Source organism: Streptomyces sp. NPDC001348 (assembly GCF_053597535.1).
On sequence record NZ_JBSFIK010000026.1, the window covers coordinates 48,846 to 66,862 of the forward strand.

General features: G+C 70.9%; 17 protein-coding genes. 14 read left to right on the forward strand and 3 right to left on the reverse strand.

All coding sequences use genetic code 11. From position 1 onward, the window contains the following. Window positions 1-203 precede the first annotated feature (203 nt). From ACWC21_RS25495 to ACWC21_RS25515, 5 genes are read left to right on the forward strand one after another with little or no spacing between them, the layout of a single operon-like run. A complete protein-coding gene (locus ACWC21_RS25495; RefSeq protein WP_450885138.1) occupies window positions 204-1,826 on the forward strand; it encodes a peptide ABC transporter substrate-binding protein in 1,623 nt (540 codons plus the stop codon). A 6-nt stretch (window positions 1,827-1,832) separates the two neighbouring features. Then, complete coding sequence (locus ACWC21_RS25500) at window positions 1,833-2,756, forward strand: ABC transporter permease (protein ID WP_450885139.1); 924 nt, start codon at window positions 1,833-1,835, stop codon at window positions 2,754-2,756. Continuing rightward, window positions 2,749-3,729, forward strand: a complete 981-nt coding sequence (locus ACWC21_RS25505; RefSeq protein ID WP_450885140.1) for an ABC transporter permease — start codon at window positions 2,749-2,751, stop codon at window positions 3,727-3,729. The genes ACWC21_RS25500 and ACWC21_RS25505 overlap by 8 nt, the downstream gene beginning before the upstream one ends. A gap of 6 nt (window positions 3,730-3,735) precedes the next feature. After that, a complete protein-coding gene (locus ACWC21_RS25510) occupies window positions 3,736-4,722 on the forward strand; it encodes an ABC transporter ATP-binding protein (protein ID WP_450885141.1) in 987 nt (328 codons plus the stop codon). Beyond that, a complete protein-coding gene (locus ACWC21_RS25515) occupies window positions 4,703-5,785 on the forward strand; it encodes an ABC transporter ATP-binding protein (protein ID WP_450885142.1) in 1,083 nt (360 codons plus the stop codon). Before ACWC21_RS25510 ends, ACWC21_RS25515 begins: the two co-directional genes overlap by 20 nt. A gap of 120 nt (window positions 5,786-5,905) precedes the next feature. On the opposite strand, the gene ACWC21_RS25520 is transcribed toward ACWC21_RS25515, so the two are convergent. Then, complete coding sequence (locus tag ACWC21_RS25520) at window positions 5,906-8,047, reverse strand: prolyl oligopeptidase family serine peptidase (RefSeq protein ID WP_450885143.1); 2,142 nt, start codon at window positions 8,045-8,047, stop codon at window positions 5,906-5,908. A gap of 189 nt (window positions 8,048-8,236) precedes the next feature. On the opposite strand from ACWC21_RS25520, the gene ACWC21_RS25525 reads away from it, so the two are divergent. Further along, on the forward strand, window positions 8,237-8,431 hold the full coding sequence (locus ACWC21_RS25525; RefSeq protein ID WP_450885144.1) for a hypothetical protein: 195 nt from the start codon (window positions 8,237-8,239) through the stop codon (window positions 8,429-8,431). A gap of 308 nt (window positions 8,432-8,739) precedes the next feature. On the opposite strand, the gene ACWC21_RS25530 is transcribed toward ACWC21_RS25525, so the two are convergent. Beyond that, window positions 8,740-8,949, reverse strand: coding sequence for a DUF397 domain-containing protein (locus ACWC21_RS25530; protein WP_450885145.1), 210 nt, complete (start codon window positions 8,947-8,949; stop codon window positions 8,740-8,742). Further along, window positions 8,946-9,821 carry a helix-turn-helix domain-containing protein gene (locus tag ACWC21_RS25535; protein WP_450885146.1) on the reverse strand — a complete coding sequence of 292 codons (876 nt, stop codon included), beginning with the start codon at window positions 9,819-9,821 and terminating at the stop codon, window positions 8,946-8,948. The genes ACWC21_RS25530 and ACWC21_RS25535 overlap by 4 nt, the downstream gene beginning before the upstream one ends. A gap of 154 nt (window positions 9,822-9,975) precedes the next feature. On the opposite strand from ACWC21_RS25535, the gene ACWC21_RS25540 reads away from it, so the two are divergent. The 8 genes from ACWC21_RS25540 (at window position 9,976) to ACWC21_RS25575 (ending at window position 18,016) form a co-directional block, all read left to right on the forward strand. After that, window positions 9,976-10,443 (forward strand): ATP-binding protein, encoded by a 468-nt coding sequence (locus ACWC21_RS25540; protein ID WP_450885147.1) that lies wholly within the window; start codon window positions 9,976-9,978, stop codon window positions 10,441-10,443. A 222-nt stretch (window positions 10,444-10,665) separates the two neighbouring features. Continuing rightward, a complete protein-coding gene (locus tag ACWC21_RS25545; protein WP_450885148.1) occupies window positions 10,666-11,574 on the forward strand; it encodes a helix-turn-helix domain-containing protein in 909 nt (302 codons plus the stop codon). 49 nt (window positions 11,575-11,623) lie between these two features. Then, entirely contained in the window at window positions 11,624-12,241 is a 618-nt protein-coding gene (locus ACWC21_RS25550; RefSeq protein ID WP_450885149.1) for a Uma2 family endonuclease, read from the forward strand. Between the two features lie 128 nt (window positions 12,242-12,369). After that, window positions 12,370-13,251: an N-acetyl-1-D-myo-inositol-2-amino-2-deoxy-alpha-D-glucopyranoside deacetylase gene (mshB, locus tag ACWC21_RS25555; RefSeq protein WP_450885150.1), complete on the forward strand. Its 882-nt coding sequence runs from the start codon at window positions 12,370-12,372 to the stop codon at window positions 13,249-13,251. Further along, window positions 13,248-13,664 (forward strand): DUF6113 family protein, encoded by a 417-nt coding sequence (locus ACWC21_RS25560; protein WP_450885151.1) that lies wholly within the window; start codon window positions 13,248-13,250, stop codon window positions 13,662-13,664. Before mshB ends, ACWC21_RS25560 begins: the two co-directional genes overlap by 4 nt. A gap of 157 nt (window positions 13,665-13,821) precedes the next feature. Beyond that, entirely contained in the window at window positions 13,822-16,206 is a 2,385-nt protein-coding gene (locus ACWC21_RS25565; protein WP_450885152.1) for a hypothetical protein, read from the forward strand. Between the two features lie 146 nt (window positions 16,207-16,352). Continuing rightward, window positions 16,353-17,279: an ABC transporter ATP-binding protein gene (locus ACWC21_RS25570; RefSeq protein WP_450885153.1), complete on the forward strand. Its 927-nt coding sequence runs from the start codon at window positions 16,353-16,355 to the stop codon at window positions 17,277-17,279. Then, a complete protein-coding gene (locus ACWC21_RS25575) occupies window positions 17,276-18,016 on the forward strand; it encodes an ABC transporter permease (RefSeq protein ID WP_450885154.1) in 741 nt (246 codons plus the stop codon). Before ACWC21_RS25570 ends, ACWC21_RS25575 begins: the two co-directional genes overlap by 4 nt. Window position 18,017 lies beyond the last annotated feature (1 nt).

An 18,017-nucleotide genomic window follows, 5' to 3' on the forward strand; every position in this document is an offset into this window, starting at 1 on the left:
TCGTAATTCAACGTTTCGGCATCGTTACACGGAGATCCATTGCGTGCCCCGCGCGCGATCACCGAAACCCCCTATCGGGGACGGCGCGCATCCGGATGATCCGTCCCTCTAAAGGCGCCATGGCGGAGGGTCAGGCGTGCGTTATGAGTCTTATCTGCTGATATGGACCGATAAGTGACCGGAGTCCATGGAGGAGACGGCCCATGCGCGTACCCACGCATGCCCTGCAGGCCGCCTGCGCGGCGGCGGTGGCGCTCGCCGCGACGGGTTGCGGGGGCGGCGCCGGCGGGAGCAGCGACGGCGCCGTGCTCAGTTCCTCCTGGGGCGACCCGCAGAACCCCCTGGAGCCGGCCAACACCAACGAGGTGCAGGGCGGCAAGGTCCTCGACATGATCTTCCGGGGCCTGAAGAAGTACGACCCGAAGACCGGCGCGGCCCAGAACATGCTCGCCGAGCGGATCGACACCCCGGACTCGCAGAACTTCACGATCACCGTCAAGGACGGCTGGACCTTCTCCAACGGGGAGAAGGTGACCGCCAAGTCCTTCGTCGACGCCTGGAACTACGGTGCGAGCCTCAGGAACAACCAGCGCAACGCCTACTTCTTCGGCTACATCCAGGGCTACGACAAGGTCCACCCGGACAGCGGCTCACAGAGCGCCGACACCCTCTCGGGCCTGAAGGTCGTCGACGACCGGACCTTCACGGTCAGGCTCTCCCAGAAGTTCTCGAGCTTCCCCGACACCCTGGGCTACCCGGCGTTCGCGCCGCTGCCCCGGGCGTTCTTCTCCGACCACACGGCATGGCTGAGCAAACCGGTGGGCGACGGGCCGTACGCCGTCGAGTCGTACACCAGGGGCGCACAGATGTCCCTGCGGAAGTGGGACGGCTACCCCGGCGCGGACAAGGCCCGGAACGACGGCGTGGACCTCAGGGTCTACACGGACAACGACACCGCCTACACCGACCTGCTGGCCGGAAACCTCGACCTGGTCGACGACGTACCCGCCACCCAGCTGAAGAACGTCAGGAGCGACCTCGGCGGCCGCTACATCAACGCGCCCGCCGGCATCCTCCAGACCCTCGCCTTCCCCTACTACGACAAGGACTGGGACAGGAGCGGCTCGGAGAAGGTCCGCAAGGGCCTGTCCATGGCGATCAACCGCAGACAGATCACCGACACGATCTTCCACCGGACCCGTACCCCGGCCACCGACTGGACCTCGCCCGTCCTCGGCGCGGACGGCGGCTTCGAGGACGGACTGTGCGGGAGCGCCTGCGACTACGACCCGGCCGAGGCCAGGAAGCTGGTGAAGGAGGGCGGCGGGCTCCCCGGCGGACAGGTCAGGATCACCTACAACGCCGACACCGGCTCGCACAGGATGTGGGTGGACGCGGTGTGCAACTCCATCAACAACGCGCTCGGCGACGACAAGGCCTGCGTCGGCAACCCGGTCGGCACCTTCGCCGACTTCCGCAACCAGATCACCCGGCACAAGATGTCGGGCCCCTTCCGCGCCGGCTGGCAGATGGACTACCCGCTCATCCAGAACTTCCTCCAGCCGCTCTACTACACGGGCGCCTCCTCCAACGACGGCAAGTGGTCGAACAAGGACTTCGACAAGCTCGTCGACCAGGCCAACGCCGAGACGGACACCGCCACGGCGGTACGGACCTTCCAGCAGGCCGAGGGGGTCGTCCGGGACAACATGGCCGCCATCCCGCTCTGGTACCAGAACGGCAGCGCCGGCTACTCGGAGCGGCTGTCCCGGGTGGCCCTCAACCCCTTCAGCGTCCCCGTGTACAACGAGATCAAGGTCGGCTGAGCCGCCATGGGGCGCTACGTGGTCAGGCGTCTGCTCCAGATGGTCCCGGTGTTCGTCGGGGCCACGCTGCTGATCTTCCTGATGGTGAACGTGATGGGCGACCCCATCGCGGGCCTGTGCGGCGAGCGGCAGTGCGACCCGGCGACGGCCGCCCGGCTGAGGCAGGAGTTCGGCCTCGACCGGCCCGTCTGGCAGCAGTACCTGACCTACATGGGGAACGTCTTCACCGGCGACTTCGGGACGGCGTTCAACGGCCAGCCGGTCACCGAGCTGATGTCCACCGCGTTCCCCGTCACCATCCGGCTGACCGTCGTGGCGGTCGTCCTCGAGATCGTCATCGGCATCACGCTGGGCGTGGTCACCGGGCTGCGGCGCGGACGGCCCGTCGACACCGGTGTGCTGGTGGCCACCCTGGTGGTCATCTCCGTCCCCGTCTTCGTCACCGGCCTGCTGCTGCAGCTCCTGCTCGGCGTGCAGTGGGGCTGGATCAGGCCGTCGGTCCCGCCGGAGGCCACCTTCGCCGAGCTGCTGGTGCCCGGCATGGTCCTGGCCTCCGTCTCGCTCGCCTACGTCACCCGGCTGACCCGCACCTCCATCGCGGAGAACAGGCGCTCCGACTACGTCCGTACGGCGATCGCCAAGGGCCTGCCCCGACACCGCGTCACCACGCGCCACCTGCTGCGCAACTCGCTCATCCCCGTGGTCACCTTCATCGGCACCGACATCGGCGCCCTGATGGGCGGCGCGATCGTCACCGAGCGCATCTTCAACATCCACGGCGTCGGCTACCAGCTCTACCAGGGCATCCTGCGCCAGAACACCCAGACGGTCGTCGGCTTCGTGACCGTGCTGGTGCTGGTCTTCCTGGTCGCCAACCTGCTCGTCGACCTCCTGTACGCCGTACTCGACCCGAGGATCCGCTATGCCTGAGCAGCCGTACGAGCCCCAGGGCGCCATCGCGGGCACCGGCATGGGCGGCGCGATGGACCTGGCGGCGAGCGAGGCGGCGACGCTGGAGCGGACCCCCGGAGGCCCACAGGGGACCGGCCCGGCGGGCAGACCGAGGTCGCTCTGGTCCGACGCCTGGCGGGACCTGCGCCGCAACCCCGTCTTCGTCGTCTCCGGGCTCGTCATCCTCTTCCTCGTCGTCATCTCCCTGTGGCCCTCGCTCATCGCCTCCGGCAGCCCGCTGCAGTGCGACCTCGCCAAGGCCCAGGAAGGCTCCCAGCCGGGCGCTCCCTTCGGGTACGACGGCCAGGGCTGCAACGTCTACACACGGACCGTGTACGGCGCCCGTACGTCCGTCACGGTCGGCGTCTGCGCCACGCTAGGGGTGGCCCTCCTCGGGTCCGTGCTGGGCGGGCTCGCGGGCTTCTTCGGCGGGACGTGGGACTCGTTCCTGTCCCGCCTCACCGACATCTTCTTCGCGATCCCGGTCGTGCTCGGCGGCCTCGTGCTCCTCTCCGTGGTGACCAGCAACACGGTCTGGCCGGTCGTCGGGTTCATGGTGCTGCTCGGCTGGCCGCAGATCTCCCGCATCGCCCGCGGCTCCGTCATCACCGCCCGGCAGAACGACTACGTCCAGGCCGCCCGCGCCCTCGGCGCCTCCGGCCCCCGCATCCTGCTCAGGCACATCGCGCCCAACGCGGTCGCCCCGGTGATCGTCGTGGCCACCATCGCGCTCGGCACGTACATCGCGCTCGAGGCCACCCTCTCCTACCTCGGCGTCGGCCTGAAGCCGCCCAGCGTCTCCTGGGGCATCGACATCTCCGCCGCCTCCCCCTACATCCGCAACGCCCCGCACGCCCTGCTGTGGCCCTCCGGCGCGCTCGCGGTCACCGTCCTGGCGTTCATCATGCTCGGCGACGCGGTACGCGACGCCCTCGACCCGAGGCTGAGGTGAGGTGCGGTGCTGCTGGAAGTGCGGGACCTGCACGTGGAGTTCCGGACGCGGGACGGGGTCGCCCGGGCCGTGAACGGGGTGAGCTACGGGGTGGACGCGGGGGAGACGCTCGCGGTGCTCGGGGAGTCCGGCTCGGGCAAGTCCGTCACCGCGCAGGCGGTCATGGGGATCCTCGACGTGCCGCCCGGGCGGATCACCGGCGGGCAGATCGTCTTCCGGGGACAGGACCTGCTGCAGCTGAGGGAGGAGGAGCGCAGGAAGGTCCGCGGCGCCGGAATGGCCATGATCTTCCAGGACGCGCTGTCCGCGCTCAACCCCGTGCTGTCCGTGGGCGACCAGCTCGGTGAGATGTTCGTGGTCCACCAGGGCATGTCGAGGAAGGACGCGCGGGCCAGGGCCGTCGAGCTGATGGAGCGGGTGCGCATCCCGGCCGCCGCCCAGCGGGTGCGCGACTACCCGCACCAGTTCTCCGGCGGCATGCGCCAGCGCATCATGATCGCCATGGCGATGGCCCTGGAACCGGCGCTCATCATTGCCGACGAGCCCACCACCGCCCTCGACGTCACCGTCCAGGCCCAGGTGATGGACCTGCTCGCGGAGTTGCGGCGCGAGTACCGCATGGGGCTGGTCCTGATCACCCACGACCTCGGCGTCGTCGCCGACGTGGCGGACCGGATCGCGGTGATGTACGCGGGGCGGATCGTGGAGTCGGCTCCCGTGCACGACCTGTACAAGTCGCCCGCCCACCCCTACACGCGCGGCCTGCTGGACTCCATCCCGCGCCTCGACCAGAAGGGCCAGGAGCTCTACGCCATCAAGGGCCTGCCGCCCAACCTCACGCACATCCCGCCGGGGTGCGCCTTCCATCCCCGCTGCCCGATGGCCCGGGACGTGTGCCGGGCCGAGGAACCGCCGCTGTACGAGGTCGACGCGGACCGGGGGAGCGCCTGCCACTTCTGGAGGGAGTGCCTGCATGGCAGCCTCGACGACTGAGCCGGTCCTGGAGGTCAGCGGGCTCGTCAAGCACTACCCGCTGACCCGGGGCGTCCTGTTCAAGAAGCAGATCGGCGCGGTGAAGGCCGTCGACGGCGTCGACTTCCGGCTGGGCAGGGGCGAGACGCTGGGCATCGTCGGCGAGTCCGGCTGCGGCAAGTCCACGCTCGCCAGACTGCTGTGCAGCCTGGAGCGGCCCTCGGCGGGTTCCATCCGCTACAAGGGCGAGGAGATCACCCGGCTGTCCGGCCGCGCCCTGAAGGCCGTACGGCGCAACATCCAGATGGTCTTCCAGGACCCCTACACCTCCCTCAACCCCCGTATGACGGTGGGCGACATCATCGGGGAGCCGTACGAGATCCACCCCGAGGCGGCCCCCAAGGGCGACCGGCGCCGCAGGGTCCGGGAACTGCTGGACGTGGTCGGCCTCGACCCGGAGTACGTCAACCGCTACCCGCACCAGTTCTCCGGCGGCCAGCGCCAGCGCATCGGCATCGCCCGGGGGCTGGCGCTCCGCCCCGAGGTGATCGTCGCCGACGAACCGGTCTCGGCCCTGGACGTCTCGGTCCAGGCCCAGGTGATCAACCTGCTGGACCGGCTCCAGACGGAGTTCGAGCTCTCCTACGTCTTCATCGCGCACGACCTGTCGATCGTGCGGCACATCTCCGACCGGGTGGGGGTGATGTACCTCGGGCGGATCGTGGAGACCGGCACGGAGACGGAGATCTACGACCATCCGACGCACCCCTACACCCAGGCACTGCTGTCCGCCGTGCCCGTCCCCGACCCCGAGGCCCGCGAACACCGCGCACGGATCATCCTCTCGGGTGACGTTCCGTCGCCCACGGACATCCCCTCCGGCTGCCGCTTCCGCACCCGCTGCTGGAAGGCACGGGAGCGCTGCGCCCTGGAGGTGCCGGCCCTCGCGGTCCCGGCCGGGTTCCGTCACACGAGCGGTCCGGCCGCGCACGACTCGGCGTGCCACTTCGCGGAGGACGTGTCGGACGCGTGCCCGACGGGGCGGGGGGCACCGTTGGAGGAGCAGGGCAACGGGCCGGGGTGACATGGTGCACCCCGGCCCGTTCACGGCACCCGCACGGCCGTACGCTGTTCAGCCTCGCGCGTCCGTATATCGGTACCGCTTCCGTGAAGTTGCCTGCGTGTTAACGCAGTTCGCGGTGGTTCACACGGGTTTGCCCGCCTGTGCCAGCGAACGCCGCAGGAAGTCCACCTGCAACAGGAGCAGGTTCTCCGCGACCTGCTCCTGCGGGGTGATGTGGGTGACCCCGGACAGCGGGAGCACCTCGTGCGGGCGGCCGGCGGCGAGCAGGGCGGAGGACAGGCGCAGGGCGTGCGCGACCACCACGTTGTCGTCGGCGAGCCCGTGCACGATCATCAGCGGGCGGTGCGGCCCGGCGGGCGCGGACAGGCCCTCGTCGGTGACGAGACCGCTGCTCGCGTACGAGCGGGGGTCCGCGGCCGGGTCGCCCAGGTACCGCTCGGTGTAGTGGGTGTCGTACAGCCGCCAGTCCGTCACCGGGGCGCCGGCGATGCCCGCGTGGAAGACGTCCGGGCGGCGCAGCACGGCGAGGGCGGCCAGATAACCACCGAAGGACCAGCCCCGGATCGCCACCCGGGTCAGGTCGAGGGGATACCGCTTCGCGAGGTCCTGGAGCGCCTCGATCTGGTCGTCCAGGGTGACGGTGAAGTCGTGGTGCACCGCCTTCTCCCAGGCGGGGGAGCGGCCCGGGGTGCCGCGGCCGTCGGCGACGACCACCGCGAAGCCCTGGTCGGCGAACCACTGCGAGGTCAGGTGCACGTTGTGGGCGGCCGCCACGCGCTGGCCGTGCGGGCCGCCGTAGGGGTCGAGCAGTACGGGGAGGGGAGCGCCCGCGCCAGTGTCGCCGGGGTAGTCCGTAGGCATAAGCACGGCGCATGGAATTCGGCGTGCGCCCCCCTGGGTGAGTGTCACGCGGGGGGACAAACCGGGATCTTCGGCGTACGACGTGACAGTCGCCACCTGTTTTCCGTCACGCAGTACCTGGACGGCAGCGCCCGGGCGGTCAAGCGTGGCGGAGACCAGCACCGTCACGCCCCCGGCGCGTACCGCCGAGTGCACGCCGGGCCCCCGGGACACACGCTCCACACCGAGCTCGTTGACCCGGTAGACGTGCACCTCGCCGATCTCCGGCGCCTCGGCCTCCTCGCCCGCCGAGGCCGAGACCAGTACGTCGTCGGCGGTCACGTCCAGCACCGCACGGATGTGCAACTGCTGTCCGGTCAAAGGGCGTCCGCCCACCGACAGCACCCGCGCCCCGCCCTCGTCCGCGATCCGGACGAGTTGCCCCGAAGGACTCCAGCAGGGAACCCCGGGGAAAAGATCGAGCCATGTTGGATCTTCATCGGCATGGACCATCCGAGTCGCCCCCGACTCCGGGTCCGCGGCGAGGAACAGCTGGCTGCGCTGGTCCCGCGCCTGCACCAGAAGCAGCGGGGCCCCCGCGTCCGACCAGTGCACACGCGCCAGATACGGATAGCGGGCCCGGTCCCATACGACCTCCGTGCGCCCACCGTCGAGCCCGATCACGAACAGGCGCACTTCCGCGTTGTCCGTCCCCGCAGCCGGGTACGCGACCTGGTTGGGCTCACGCTCCGGGTGGGCCGGATCGGCGATCCACCACCGCCGCACCGGCGTGTCGTCCACGCGCGCCACGAGCAGCCGGTCCGCCTCCGGGGACCACCAGAACCCGCGCGAACGGGCCATCTCCTCCGCCGCGATGAACTCCGCCAGTCCGTAGGTGACGCCCTCCGACTCCGGTTCCGCGAGCGCCCGGTCGCCCTCGCCCTCGGCACCCACGACCCGCAGGGCGCCCTGGGCGACGTACGCCACGTGCCGTCCGTCGGGCGCCGGCCGCGGGTCGATCACCGGCCCGGGGACCGGCAGTTCACGTGCCGTGCCCGCCCGCAGCTCAGCCGCGAAAAGCCGCCCTGACAAGGCGAAAGAGGCCAACTCCAGGGCCGCGTCGGTGGCGTAGCCGACGATGCCGGCGCCCCCCTCACGGCTGCGCTCGCGGCGCGCCCGCTCCTCGGGCGAGAGCTCTTCCGAGGCGCCTTCGAGCAGGGTGCGCGGGTCGGCCGCCACGCGCTCGCCGCCGTCCGCCAGGTCCAGGACCCAGAGGGAGTTCGCCCGGTCCGTGCCGGAGCGCGAGCGCAGGAACGCGACACGTGAACCGTCGGGCGCCACGGTGAACGAGCGCGGCGCGCCGAGGGTGAACCGCTGGGTGCGGGCGTGCCGTCGGGGGAAGGAGACAGGCTCGGTCGTCATGCCCTGACCATATTGGCCATGCGCCCCCTTGTGCGGCCGTGCGCCCAGCGATGCTCGAGCACCGATAGTTATGATCACTACCGCTATGTGGGTATGAACCTGCTGGCTACAGTATGGATTTGCTGGACCCGTCTACACCCCCCATAGTCCGACCCCCCACATCCCTGGGATCTTTGGAGGTGAGCCGCCGTGGCACTCTCGATTTCGGCGGTGGTGCTGCTGGCGATCGTCGTCTTCCTGCTGGTCAAGAAATCGGGCCTGAAGGGCGGCCATGCGGTCGTCTGCGTCCTCCTCGGCTTCTACCTCGCCTCCTCGACGGTCGCCCCGACGATCAACGAGTTGACGACCAATGTGGCGAGCATGATCGGCAGCATCAAGTTCTGACGAGGCGGCGCTGAGACGGGGCAGCCGACAGGGTCTGGGACCGAGCCAGGTCCTTCGGCTGTCGCGTACTCACCCGCGCCCACCTGGACGACTTCGTGACGGCCTACCGTCGGGGCGAGTCCCTGTCGTCCCGCCGTGGACGAAGGATCCGGACCTCGACGACGCCGACAGCGGTCTGCCGCCCGAGGTGATCGTCGAGGAGACCGTCCGCGACCTCCAGTCCGCCCTGAACGAGTTCACGGCCATCGCCCGCTCCCTGGGCGGGGAAGTGGACGTACCGGAGGCCGAGGTCGAGCAGGCGTCTCCGCTCAGCCTTCGGACGCGTACGACACGAAGCGAGCCCAGGCCCCTCGCGTCAGCACGAGGCGGGGGCCCTCGACGTTCTTGGAGTCGCGGACGTGCACGGTGCGGGGGGCCATCGCGATCTCGACGCAGGAGTCGCCCTCGGGACCGTCGCTGTAGGTGCTCTTGAACCACGTCAGTTCGCAGGTGTCGCTGACAGCGGTTTGACGGATCATGCTTCTCCCAGCAGTTGCTCGATGAAGGCCAGTGACTCCCGAGGGCAGAGAGCCTGCGCGCGGATGGTGCTGTATCGCAGCTCAAGGATGCGGAGCTGCTTCGGGTCGCTGGTCGGGCGGCCGTTGAACGCACCGTCGGACCGTCCCACTGCCGTCCCATCCTCGAACTTCAGCACCTCGACTTTGCCGCTCAGCCCCGGGTGTGCCCCGGAGTCGGTCGGCATCACCTGAAGGGTGACATTGCGCAAGGCTGCCACTTCCAGCAGGTGTTCGAGCTGTTGACGCCACACCATTGTGCCTCCAACCTTTCGGCGGAGCGTCACCTCTTCCTGGACGAAGCTGAGCATAGGCACGGGATCCCGCTCGAAGATCGTTTTGCGCGCCATGCGTGCGGCAATCAGGCGCTCCAGCTCGGCCTCCGAGTAGGCGGACTGGGAAACCTCGAACAAGGCTCGGGCATGGTCCGGCGTCTGGAGCAGGCCATGGATGCTGAGCCCGACAAACACCCCCATCTCCACGGCCTTGGCTTCCAACTCCGCCAGTTCCCGTACCTTCTTCGGATACCGGACCTTCTCCACATCCTCCTTCATCGCGGAGAGCAGCCCACCCGCCGCCAACACCTTGTCGGCCTTGTCCAGATACTCGGGCCGGGGGATCCGCTTGCCGCCCTCGATCTTGTAGACCAGGTCCTCGCCGTAGCCGACGGCCTTGCCGAACTCGCCGGCCCGCATCCCCACCGCCTCCCGCCGCAGCTTCAACTGCCGCCCCACCGTGGCGATCACGGCCACGCCCCAGTCGTCGTCCGGGTCCACCTCCCAGCCCGGCTCGTCCGCCTCGGTCCTGAGCCGTACCGCCTCGCCGTCCACCGACATCCGCGCCCCTCCGCCGTACCGCCTGGTGCTCGCACGCCCTGCCCGTACGGCCGCTGCCGACAGTCCGGACGCCACCGGACAACCACCGGACAGTCACCGTACGCAACCGTGGAGTCACTCACCACGGTAGGCGTCACCAGCCACTCTCAGTGACGTGAATCAGGAAATCGCCGACACCACGGCCCAACTGGACAGCGCTGCACCCAGCTTCACCGTCCTGCTGTCCAGCACCCCACGCGGAGCCCGGCTCGCCCGGCTGCTCGCAGCTGACCAGCTCCGTGCCTGGGAGCTTCCGCAGGACCCCGCGACGCACATCGTCGCGGAGTTGGCGGCCAACGCCGCCACGCACGGCCGCCTGCCCGGTCGCAGTTTCCGCCTCTCGCTCCGCGTGGTCGGCCGCAGCCTGCGTATCGAGGTCACCGACACGCGCGGTGACCGAATGCCCAAGCTCCAGGACCCGGAGGCGCACGCCGAGTCCGGCCGCGGCCTGCTCCTCGTGGACACCCTCGCCGACCGCTGGGGCGTCACCCAGGGCCGGTTCCCGCGCAAGACCGTCTGGGCCGAACTGCGGCTTCGTCGACCGGAACTCGCACCCGCGGGCTCCGGTGGAGTCGGCGGCTGAAAAAGCAAAGAACCGTGGGGGAAAGAACCCGCACCAAACCCCACCCCTCCCGCCCGCGGCCCGTGCTCACCCGAGTGGGTGAACATCTCCGGTTCGGCTGGATTCCGGAGCCCCCAGCACCCCTACGCTCAGCGCAACACAACCGCAGACATGCGACGGCCCCCGCCGGGACGGCAATCCCAGTGCGAGGGCCTGACCACCGAGGAAGAGAAGGCCTTCCCGATGGATACGCAGCACCCTAGCGTGCCCCCACACGCCCAGTCCCGCGCCGCGGGCAACAAGCACCCGAACCGGGGCCACCACACCGGCGGGCTCATCCACGAGCACACTCGCCACGCCACCCGCTTCACGGTGATCGGCAACCACCTGGTCCAGCACCCCGACCTCTCGCTCCTCGCGATCGGGCTGGGTTGCCACATCCAGTCGCTGCCGAAGGGCGCCCGCGTCGACATCAAGAGCCTCGCCGCCCGCTTTCCCGAGGGAACGACGCGGATCGCCGCCGCGCTGCGTGAACTGGAGGCCCACGGCTACCTGCGTCGCGAACGCCACCGCGTCCCCGACGGCCGGATCGTCACCCGCACGGTCTCCTGCAACCAGCCCATGGCCTCGCGGAACCAGTCGGCGGTCCGGCGTCACGCCGACAAGCCGGGTCACCCCGAACGTGCCGCCACACGAAAGACGGCACCGCCCACCAGGCACGCCCCCGCCCGCCCCCGCAAGCCCCTCCCCGCCGTACCGCAGCCTGCCTGCACCGCCCCGTCCCTCCTCCAGGCGGCCACCGACCTCCTCGCCGACCTGCGGCGCCACGACTCCCGGCTGTTTCTCTCCGCCCGCGACGCGGCCCACCTGGCCCCCGGCGTCGCCGCCTGGCTGGAGCGCGACGTCGGCCCCACCGCCGTACGACGGGCGCTGACCGCCGACCTGCCGCCCGAGGCGCTGCGACGGCCCGCGGTCCTGCTGGCTCACCGCCTCACTGCCCAGCTGCCGCCCCTGCCGCCCTTCCGCGCACCCGCCGCCCCGCCGCCGGTACGGCACCCGCTCCAGACCTGCGACGGCTGCGAGCGCGCCTTCCGCGCGCCCGACCCCGGACGCTGTCGCGATTGCCGACCCGATTTCCAGGAGGCCGCCTAGCATGAGTACGACGATCCTTGCCCCCGGGCGCAGACGAGGAGCGAGCAGTATGACCACCGCTTCCGGCAACACGCGGCGCGCTGCCTCCCACGTCTACCAGGCCATGCGGGACGTCGTTCAGTCGATGGACGACACCCTCCCCGGCAAGTTCGAGATCACCAAGGAAGGGATCGTCCACGACATGATGGCGCCCGTGAAGCAGCACGAACTCACGGTGCTGCGTCTCCGGAAACGACTTGAGAAGGTCATGCCGGAGGAGATCGTGGCCCACACGGGCGAGCCCGATGTCGAGGACGAGCCCGAAGGCATCACCAGGCGTCCTGACGTGATGGTCATCGCCGAGTCGGACATGGAGGGAGACGGCGCCTTCGATCCCCGCACGATCGTCGCCGCCATCGAGATCGTCTCCGCTTCCAACCCGGACAACGACTGGGTGAGCAAGATCCGCGACTATCCGTTGATCGGAATCCCTGTCTACGCGATCTTCGATCCCCGCACTGGTTCCGGCGCCGTCTTCACTGACATCCACTCCACCCCGGACGGCCCCCGGTACGCGGCCCGCAAGGACTTCGTCTACGGCGAGGACGTCACCATCGCCGACTGGACGATCCCGACCGATGCCCTGCCCCGCTACGGGAACGAGAAAGCCCAGGAGCCCGAAAGCTGAGCCTGCTGGGTCCGGCTGCCGTCGCCCCGCCGGCGTGATCGGGAAAGGCAGGAGCCGGATCCGGTCACCTCGAGGTGGGCTGGGCGGGGGCGCGGCGGTCGGCAACCAGGGCCTCGTAGGCTGGGCCCATGACGGAACTGCCCGCCCGGCGTCTGCTGCTGGTGCACGCGCACCCGGACGACGAGTCGATCAACAACGGCGCGACCATGGCCGAGTACGTGGCCCGGGGTGCCCGGGTGACGCTGGTCACCTGCACCCTCGGTGAGCGGGGTGAGGTCGTTCCGCCCGAGCTGCGGCATCTGTCCGGCGCCGCCCTGGGCGAGTACCGCCTGCGCGAGCTGACCGCCGCGATGGGCGAACTGGGCGTCACGGACTTCCGGCTGCTCGGCGGCGCGGGGCGCTACACGGACTCCGGGATGATGGGCATCGCGGACAACGAGGACCCCGGCTGCTTCTGGCAGGCCGACCTCGACGAGGCCGCCGGGCATCTGGTCGAGGTGATTCTCGAGGTCCGCCCCCAGGTGCTGGTCACCTACGACGAGAACGGCGGGTACGGCCACCCGGACCACATCCAGGCCCACCGCGTCGCCATGAGGGCCGTGGAGCTGGCCGCCGAGGCGGGCTGGCGGGTCCCCAAGGTCTACTGGAACCGCGTCCCGCGCTCCGTCGCCGAGGCCGCCTTCGCCCGCCTCGGCGACGACCTGCCCGATCTGCCCTTCGCCAGGAGCGCCGCCGTCGACGACGTACCGGGCGTGGTCGACGACGACCGGATCACCACCGCGATCGACGGCACCGCGTACGCCGCCGCCAAGGCCGCCGCGATGAGCGCGCACGCCACCCAGCTCGAGGTCGCCCCGGCCGCACCGTACTTCGCGCTCTCCAACGAGCTGGCGCAACCCCTGTTCACCACCGAGTACTACGAATTGGTGAGCGGCGAGCGGCCGGCCGTGCAGGAGGACGACCTGTTCGCCGGGACCGATGTGTTCGCCGCAGTCGAGGAGGCGTCATGAGTTCGGCAGGGAGGGGCTCCATGCTCGCGCAGCCGTTGCGGCGGCCCTCCGGTGGGCGGGCGGCCGCCCTGCTGGGGCTGTTCGTGCTCGGCGCGGTCGTCGCCCTCGCCGGGGCCCTGGTGCAGGCCGGCTGGTTCCCGGGCGGACTGCTGCTGGCCCTGGCCGGTGCGGCCGGGGTGTTCCTCGGCGGGGCGTACGCCCTGGGCAGCCGCGCCGGGGCGGTCGCGCCGGTGGCGGGCTGGATCGTCACCGTCCTGGTGCTCACCACCAGCCGTCCCGAAGGGGACTTCCTGTTCGGCGCGGGCGGTGGCACCTATCTCTTCCTGCTCGGCGGCATGGCCCTCGCTGTGATCTGCGCCACCCTTGGGCCCGGGCGGCAACCTGGGGGCGACGCGGCCCGACTTGGCAAGTGACGTACCACTTCGCGAAGCGGTGCGCGTGCGAGTCCCGTGTGGGTTTCCCAGCGGTCGTGGGATAAGCGCCAGAAGTGGCCAGTATGGTGGTGCGCGCCGCCGAGTCGCCCGAGAGAGGTCGTAACGCGGGCGGCGGAGCCAACCGGGAGAACCTGCCTTGAGTCGTGAAACTGACACTCCGTCCTCCGGGCCCAACGGGCGCGGCGGAGCCGCATACCCCTCGGGCACGCCGCCGTACGGGACCCCCATGGTTTCCGACGGTGGTACGGATGCGGGCCGTTCGGCCGCGCAGCCGGAGGAGCGCAAGACCGAGACCACCCTGACGACCCGGATCCGGATCAACATCCCCGGGTCCAGGCCGATCCCGCCGGTCGTGATGCGCACGCCCGTCGCGGACGCCGAGAAGAGCGGTGACGACGCGGGCGCCGACCCGCAGCCCGCGGCCGCCACCACGATGTCCACCGGCATCGTCGCGCCGCCCGCCGAACCCGCGGCACCGGGCGACGAGAAGCCCAGCGACTGGTTCGCGCCCCGCAAGTCCGGCCCGGGCAAGGGCGGTCAGGGCGGCGGCGGCACGAACGGTGCCGGTCTGCCGGGCGGTTCCACCGCGGGCGGTACGGCGGCGCCGGGCCCGGCTGCCCCGGGCGGTGGTGCGCGTGCGAACGGTTCCGCTCCCGCGGGCGGCGCGCGTCCGGGCGCCGGGCGCCCCGGCGGTGTGGTCGGTTCGATGAGTGTGCCGGGCGCTTCGCGGCCGGGCGGGACGAACGGCGCGGGCCTCCCCGGAGCCACCGGCGGTCCGGTGGCTCCCGGGCACGGCGGCGGCACCGGATCCTTCGACGTGACCGAGGCGCTGGCCGCGGGCCCGCTGGGCAACGGCAACGGCGCTCGTGCCGGCTCCGGCTCCGCTTCGGGTCCCGGTGACGGGGGCGAGCCGCGCCGTGACGAACTGCCGTACTTCTCGGAGAACGGCCGCGGCCACCAGAACGGTCTCGCCGCTCCGAACGGTCAGGGCGGCCCTGCCGGGCCCGGTGACCCCGGCGACTTCAACGGACCCGGCGGCCGCGGCGGCGCCGGCGGACCGCAGGGCCCCGCCGGCCCGACGGGTGGTCCGGTCACCGGCGACAGCCCGCTGGGGCTCCCCGCCGGCGGCGGCCGGAGCGGGCCCGGTGGCCCCGGCGGTCCGGGCGACCGCGGTATGCGGACCGGCACCGCGTTCGACGCCCCGGAGAACACCGGCGGTCCCGGCGCGCTCCGCACCGCCCCCGGCGGCCCCCGCACCGCCCCCGGCGGCCCCCGTACGACCCCTGGCCCCGCGCAGGGTCCCGGCGCCGTCCAGGGCCGCGGCCCGGGCGGCGGCATGAGCGACGACACGGCGATCCTCACCCCGCAGAAGCCGGCGCCCGAGCCCGGTACGCCCGGCTACCGCTCCCCGGCGGACAACGTCTCCGGGCACACCGTCACCAGCGGCATCCCCGTCGTCCCGTCGGGTGCCGGGTCCCCGTTCGGAGCCGGCGCGCGTCCCGGTGCACCGCAGTCGGACACGTCTCCCAAGCCGGCCGCGCCGGCCCCGAAGAACGCGTCGGCGGCCAAGCCCAGGAAGAAGGGCCGCAGCAAGCTGGTGCTGCTGGGCGGCGGCGTGGTCATGGTCGCCGGTGTCGCCTACGGCGCCGGGCTGCTGATGAACCACTCCGACGTGCCGAAGGGCACCACCGTGCTCGGCGTCGACATCGGCGGCGGCACCCGTGACGAGGCGGTCAAGAAGCTCGACGACGCCTTCGGCGACCGGGTGAACAAGCCGCTGAAGCTGTCGGTGGGCGGCAAGACCGTCTCCCTCGCGCCGGACCGGGCGGGCCTCCAGTTCGACTTCCAGGCGACGGTCGGCGCCGCGGCGAAGAGCGACTACAACCCCGTCTCCGTGATCGGTTCGCTCTTCGGCCAGAAGCGGGTCGTCGAGCCGGCCATGCCGGTCGACGGGGAGAAGCTGCAGGCGGCCCTCCAGGCCGTCGGGGGCGGCTCCGGCTCGGTCACCGAGGGCACGATCAAGTTCGAGCCCGGCAAGGCCGTCGCGGTCTACGGCAAGGCGGGCAAGGCCATCGACGCCGCGCAGGCCAAGCAGTCCGTCGAGGAGGCGTACCGCGCGGAGGTGGAGACGGGCACGGCGACTCCGGTGACCGTGCCGACGACCACCAAGCAGCCGACGGTCTCCAACGCCGAGGTCGACCGGGAGATGAAGAAGTTCGCGGAGCCGGCGATGTCGGCGAACGTGACCGTGCAGACGGACGCCGCGCACTCGATCCCGATGAGCCCGCAGAACTCGCTGTGGAAGTTCCTCAGGGTGACGCCGGTCAACGGCAAGCTGGTCGACAAGCCCGACCTGGCCGCCCTGAAGAAGCTGTACGGCCAGACGTTCGACGGCGTGCTGATCACCCGGGCCGACGGCAAGAAGACCCCCCTCACGGCCGAGGAGATCTACATCAACCTGCGCACCGCGCTGATGAGCAAGACCAACCGGACCGCGGTCATCGACACGAACCCGAGCTAGTCCGGCCGGCATGAGGGAGGGGCGCCCGGTGAGCACCGGGCGCCCCTCCCGCACGTCGTGCCCCGAGGCCGTATGACATCTGTCATCCGGCACTCGGGACCGCCGACACTGACGGCGCACCGGCCGCCGGGGCCAGCATGTACGTCATGACAACGACAGCGGCGGCCACCGGTACCCCGGTGGTCGGGTTCGATCAGGTGAGCAAGACGTACGGGAGCACCCGTGCCGTGGACGGGCTCTCGCTCCGGCTGCACCCGGGCGAGACCGTGGCCCTGCTGGGCCCGAACGGCGCCGGCAAGTCCACCACCCTGGACCTGCTGCTCGGCCTCAAGCAGGCCGACGGCGGCACGGTCAGCGTCTTCGGCACCAGCCCGCGCGAGGCGATCGTCGCCGGACGCGTGGGGGCCATGCTGCAGAGCGGCGGGCTGATGGACGAGGTCACCGTCGCCGAGCTGGTCCGGCTCGCCTGCGACCTGCACCCGAGGCCGTACAAGGTCGCCGACGTGCTCGCCCGCGCCGGTATCGCCCAGATCGCCGACCGCAAGGTCAACAAGCTCTCCGGCGGCCAGGCCCAGCGCGTGCGTTTCGCCCTCGCCACGGCCGGCGACAGCGACCTGATCGTCCTGGACGAGCCGACCACCGGGATGGACGTCTCCGCCCGGCAGGCCTTCTGGGCCACCATGCGCGAGCAGGCCGACCGGGGGCGGACCGTGCTGTTCGCCACGCACTACCTGGAAGAGGCCGACGCCATCGCCGACCGCGTCCTGGTCCTGCACCGGGGCCGGCTCCTGGCCGACGGCACCGCCGCCGAGATCAAGGCCAAGGCGGGCGCCCGCCGTATCGCCTTCGACCTGGAGGGCGAGATCGACGAGACCGCGCTGCGCGGTCTGCCGTTCCTGAGCGTGATCGACATATCGGGTCAGACCGTGCGCATCCAGTCCACCGACGCGGACGCCACCGTGCACGCCCTGTACGGCCTGGGCGTCTACCCCCGCAACCTCGAAGTCGCCGGACTCGGACTCGAGCAGGCGTTCGTAGCCATCACCGAGGCCGAGGAGGCCAAGCAGTCGTGAAGAGTCTCATCAGGCTGGAACTCGCCCGCTCCCTGCGCAACCGCAAGTTCCTGTTCTTCTCGGTGATCTACCCGTCGGTCATCTTCCTGCTCGCCTCGAACCAGAACGGCACCCACGGCAAGATCGACGGCACCGGCCTGACCGTCGGGGCGTACGTCATGGTCTCCATGGCCTCCTTCGGCGCACTGACCGCCGTGCTCATGGGCAACAGCGAGCGCATAGCCAAGGAACGGGAGAGCGGCTGGGTGCGGCAGCTGCGGCTCACCACGCTGCCCGGCCGGGGGTACGTCCTCGCCAAGACCGCCAGTGCCGCGGTCGTCAGCCTGCCGTCCATCGTCGTCGTCTTCCTGGTCGCCGCCGCGGTGAAGGACGTACGCCTCGACGCCTGGCAGTGGCTCGCGCTGACGGGCGCGATCTGGGCCGGCAGCCTCGTCTTCGCCGCGCTCGGCGTCGCCATCGGCTACCTCGCCTCCGGCGACGCGGTGCGCCCGCTCACGATGATCATCTACTTCGGTCTGTCGATCCTCGGCGGCCTCTGGTTCCCCTCCTCCAGCTTCCCGGCCTGGCTGCAGAACATCGCCAAGTGGCTGCCCACGCACGCGTACGCTGCCCTCGGACGGGCGATCGAACAGAGCCAGGCCCCGCACGCCCAGGACGTCGCCGTCCTCGCCGTCTACTTCCTCCTCTTCGCGGGCGGCGCGGCCTGGCTGTACCGGAAGGACACGCTGAAGGCGTGAG

Excerpts from the sequence above, each read along its gene's own strand:
- ACWC21_RS25500 (WP_450885139.1), top strand. The coding sequence starts at position 1,833 with ATGGGGCGCTACGTGGTCAGGCGTCTGCTCCAGATGGTCCCGGTGTTC.
- ACWC21_RS25515 (WP_450885142.1), top strand. The coding sequence starts at position 4,703 with ATGGCAGCCTCGACGACTGAGCCGGTCCTGGAGGTCAGCGGGCTCGTC.
- ACWC21_RS25560 (WP_450885151.1), top strand. The coding sequence starts at position 13,248 with ATGAGTTCGGCAGGGAGGGGCTCCATGCTCGCGCAGCCGTTGCGGCGG.
- ACWC21_RS25495 (WP_450885138.1), top strand. The coding sequence starts at position 204 with ATGCGCGTACCCACGCATGCCCTGCAGGCCGCCTGCGCGGCGGCGGTG.
- ACWC21_RS25550 (WP_450885149.1), top strand. The coding sequence starts at position 11,624 with ATGACCACCGCTTCCGGCAACACGCGGCGCGCTGCCTCCCACGTCTAC.
- mshB (WP_450885150.1), top strand. The coding sequence starts at position 12,370 with ATGACGGAACTGCCCGCCCGGCGTCTGCTGCTGGTGCACGCGCACCCG.
- ACWC21_RS25505 (WP_450885140.1), top strand. The coding sequence starts at position 2,749 with ATGCCTGAGCAGCCGTACGAGCCCCAGGGCGCCATCGCGGGCACCGGC.
- ACWC21_RS25535 (WP_450885146.1), bottom strand. The coding sequence starts at position 9,821 with ATGTCGGTGGACGGCGAGGCGGTACGGCTCAGGACCGAGGCGGACGAG.
- ACWC21_RS25570 (WP_450885153.1), top strand. The coding sequence starts at position 16,353 with ATGACAACGACAGCGGCGGCCACCGGTACCCCGGTGGTCGGGTTCGAT.
- ACWC21_RS25530 (WP_450885145.1), bottom strand. The coding sequence starts at position 8,949 with ATGATCCGTCAAACCGCTGTCAGCGACACCTGCGAACTGACGTGGTTC.
- ACWC21_RS25545 (WP_450885148.1), top strand. The coding sequence starts at position 10,666 with ATGGATACGCAGCACCCTAGCGTGCCCCCACACGCCCAGTCCCGCGCC.
- ACWC21_RS25520 (WP_450885143.1), bottom strand. The coding sequence starts at position 8,047 with ATGACGACCGAGCCTGTCTCCTTCCCCCGACGGCACGCCCGCACCCAG.